3 protein-coding genes and 2 pseudogenes are annotated in these 2,855 nt (G+C 65.1%); 4 read left to right on the forward strand and 1 reads right to left on the reverse strand.

Annotated elements, in window-relative coordinates:
• The 4 genes and pseudogenes from MOV74_RS35205 to MOV74_RS35220 all read left to right on the forward strand — a co-directional run.
• A partial coding sequence (locus MOV74_RS35205) for an MATE family efflux transporter (protein ID WP_246931709.1) occupies window positions 1-405 on the forward strand: 405 nt, incomplete at its 5' end.
• Complete coding sequence (locus tag MOV74_RS35210) at window positions 402-890, forward strand: DUF2867 domain-containing protein (protein ID WP_246931711.1); 489 nt, start codon at window positions 402-404, stop codon at window positions 888-890. The genes MOV74_RS35205 and MOV74_RS35210, both read left to right, overlap by 4 nt.
• A pseudogene (locus tag MOV74_RS35215) lies at window positions 887-1,062 on the forward strand (2-hydroxychromene-2-carboxylate isomerase); the annotation flags it as partial. The gene MOV74_RS35210 and the pseudogene MOV74_RS35215, both read left to right, overlap by 4 nt.
• A 157-nt stretch (window positions 1,063-1,219) precedes the next feature.
• Window positions 1,220-2,533 carry an SMI1/KNR4 family protein gene (locus MOV74_RS35220; RefSeq protein ID WP_246931713.1) on the forward strand — a complete coding sequence of 438 codons (1,314 nt, stop codon included), beginning with the start codon at window positions 1,220-1,222 and terminating at the stop codon, window positions 2,531-2,533.
• A 60-nt stretch (window positions 2,534-2,593) separates the two neighbouring features.
• On the opposite strand, the pseudogene MOV74_RS35225 reads toward MOV74_RS35220, so the two are convergent.
• Window positions 2,594-2,855, reverse strand: a pseudogene (locus MOV74_RS35225) (FUSC family protein); the annotation flags it as partial.

Here is a 2,855-nt window from a genome sequence, read left to right on the forward strand (position 1 = left end):
CTGGCCGCAGCCGTGCTCGGCGTCGGATTGGTCTCCGCCCTGACGATCGCCATCATCCTCGGCCGCTACCAGCTGGGCCGGCTGTTCTTCGGCAGCGGCGCCGAGAGCGCAGCCACCATCGAGCTGACTGCGACGCTGCTGCTGGTCGGCGCCACCTTCTTCATCGCCGACGGCCTCCAGACCATCATGGGCGGCGCGCTGCGCGGCATCAACGACACCAGGATGACGCTGCTGTTCGCAGCGATCGGCTATTGGGGCATTGCCTTTCCGATCGCCTGGGTGCTGGCCTTCAACGCCGGGCTCGGCGCGGTCGGCGTCTGGGTCGGGTTTTCGGTCGGGACGTTCGTCTATGCCGGGCTGCTGATCTTGCGCTTCCGGATGCTGACGCGCAGATTGGCGGGATGAACGGGACCGTCCGCGAAGTCGCACCCAAGGTCGATGCCAACACGCTGCTATCAGGCGCGCAGTTCGCCGACGCATTTCGCGTCGAGATCGGCGCAGCGCAAGTGAATGCCCGCGAGGCCTGCACCCGGATGGTGCTGCACGGGCCGCGCTGGGTCGATGCGCTGCTGCGCCTGCGCAACATTCTGGTGAGGCCGTTCGGGCTGAAGACATCGGGTGAAGGCGCGCCGGCGCCGGGCGGATTGATCGGCCTGTTTCCGGTGCTGAGCGAAACGCCCGAGCGGCTGGTCGCCGGCTTCGACGATTCTCACCTCGACTTCCGCATCGTGGTCGACGCTTCGGGCGATGCGGCCGGCCGTCAGGTGACTTTGACCACGCTGGTGCGGACGCACAACCGGCTCGGCCGGACCTATCTCGCTTTCATCACACCCTTCCACAAGCTCGTGGCCCGCAACATGATGGCGCGGATCCTGGAGCCGGCGCGATGACCCTTTCGGTCGATCTCTTCTACTCCTACCGTAGCCCATACAGCTATCTGGCGCTCCCCAAGACGCTGAAGCTCGTCCAGGATACGATCTCGCGGTGAACCTGCGGCCGGTCTACCCGCTCGCGATCCGCGTGCCCGGCTTCTTCAAGAAGACCAACCCGCAATTCGCCCGCTAACGAGCCGTTCTTCGGCCAGGACCGCATCGACCTGTTGCTTTGGCGCATGCAGGGCAAGGAGCTGACCAAGCGCCAGCGGGTGATGTGAACCGGTTTCTTCGACGGCACGACTGAGACGTGGTGCCCCGATGCCCGCGGCGCCTTCGGAGGTCGCATGCATCTGGCAAAATTCTTTCATCGTCCGCCCGGCAACGACGATCGCGAGCTCATGCTGATCCCGGGCCGCGATCCCATGGTGATCGGCATCCACATGAATTGGAAAGGCGATCCCGATGCGGATCAATTTCTGCGCGAGGAGTTTTCCAACATCGCCGACGCTGCTGCGGCCTTCCGCCGTCATGTCACCGAGCTCGTCGCGGCAGGCCATGTCGAAACCACCCACACCAACTATACGCTGCGCGACCTCGGACCTGATCCGCAAGCCAAGCCGGACTGGCAGAAGGGCCTGGACGAGCTGATGATCCTGGCACTCGGCGCGCCGACGGCCCAGCAGTCAAAGCAACTCGAAGCGCTCAAGGGCACGCCGGCCGAGCACGAGCCCCTGTACCTCTGGCACGCCGCCCGCCGCAGCCATGCAGATGGAGACGAGCCAGCGCAGGCGGTGCGCTTCGCCGAACAGGCGCGCGATACCATCTGCGCACGGCGGGCCACCGGACAGCCGCATTATGCGTGGTCGATCGCCGAGAGCGATCTCGAAGGACGCATCCTGGAATTACTGAGCGACGCCTATCTTCTGGCCGACGATCCCGATGCCGCACTGAAGATGATCGAGCAGTTGTGCAAGACGGCCCCGAGCCATGAACGCATCCTCAAGCGCGCCGAACTGCTCTGCGGTTATTTTCCCCACCGGCGGGAGGAAGCCTTCGACGATGCCTATCAATGGTCCCGCTTCGGCGGCTATGACGACATCATGGCGTTTCCCGGGTATGGAGAATACGAAGCACAGCGCAAGGCTGGAACGTCAGCAAAAGGCTGGCGCTGGAAGCCGGGCACGCCGGCGCGCAAAGCCGATGTGAGCGCGGCGGAGCAGGCGCTCGGTGTCAGGCTGCCCGGCGACTATCGCAACTTCCTGCTGACCCACGGTGAGACCGAGCTATTGGTGCGCCTGCCCGAATCCTCCTCGGAGCTTCGCTTCTATGCGCCCGCCGAGCTCGCCGCGCAGCAGCGCAATGTGCTTGATTTCATCGCCCATTCCGAGGACGAGATCGAAGAGGCGTGCGCCTATTTCCGCAAGGAATACGGCGTATCGCTCAAGCACTTGGTCCCGATCGCCGAGCCGTCGCAGCTCAGCCGCTGCCTGCTGCTTCATGTCGAGACCGGCGATCGCTATGGCCAGTGCTTCCAGTGGGACCATGACGGCGCATGGGAGCTGGAACAGGAGCAGCCGAGCTTCGATGTTGCGCTGAAGACCCTGACGGACGGCATCGCGCGGCGCGATGCGACGGCGCTCGCGTTCTTCGACCTCTAGCGCTTTGACGCGCTTTCTCTACGCGAACCGGGCATCCACTTCGCGCGAAAACGCTATGGCCTATTCCGCCACGCGCACGGACTTGCCGCTTGCGGCTTCCGACCATTCGCCGACGACGCGATCGAGATCGCAGAGATTCTGGTGCATCTGCTCCAGCGAGAAGCCGAGCGCGAAGAAACGCTCGGCGGTGTCGCCGGGATGACCGCGGATCAGGCCGTCCTGGCGGACGGCCGCGACCGCCTCGGCGTAGTGCTGAAGCGCGACATGGACGGGATGGATCGGCGGCGCGCCGGCGCCTTCGCGCAAGGCGCTGGCTGCCGAC

The sequence above is a fragment of the Bradyrhizobium sp. SHOUNA76 genome (assembly GCF_023006445.1).
Lineage (GTDB): Bacteria > Pseudomonadota > Alphaproteobacteria > Rhizobiales > Xanthobacteraceae > Bradyrhizobium.

What these genes read in the sequence shown, in the direction of transcription:
- MOV74_RS35210 (WP_246931711.1), top strand. Translation starts at nt 402, where the DNA reads ATGAACGGGACCGTCCGCGAAGTCGCACCCAAGGTCGATGCCAACACG.
- MOV74_RS35220 (WP_246931713.1), top strand. Translation starts at nt 1,220, where the DNA reads ATGCATCTGGCAAAATTCTTTCATCGTCCGCCCGGCAACGACGATCGC.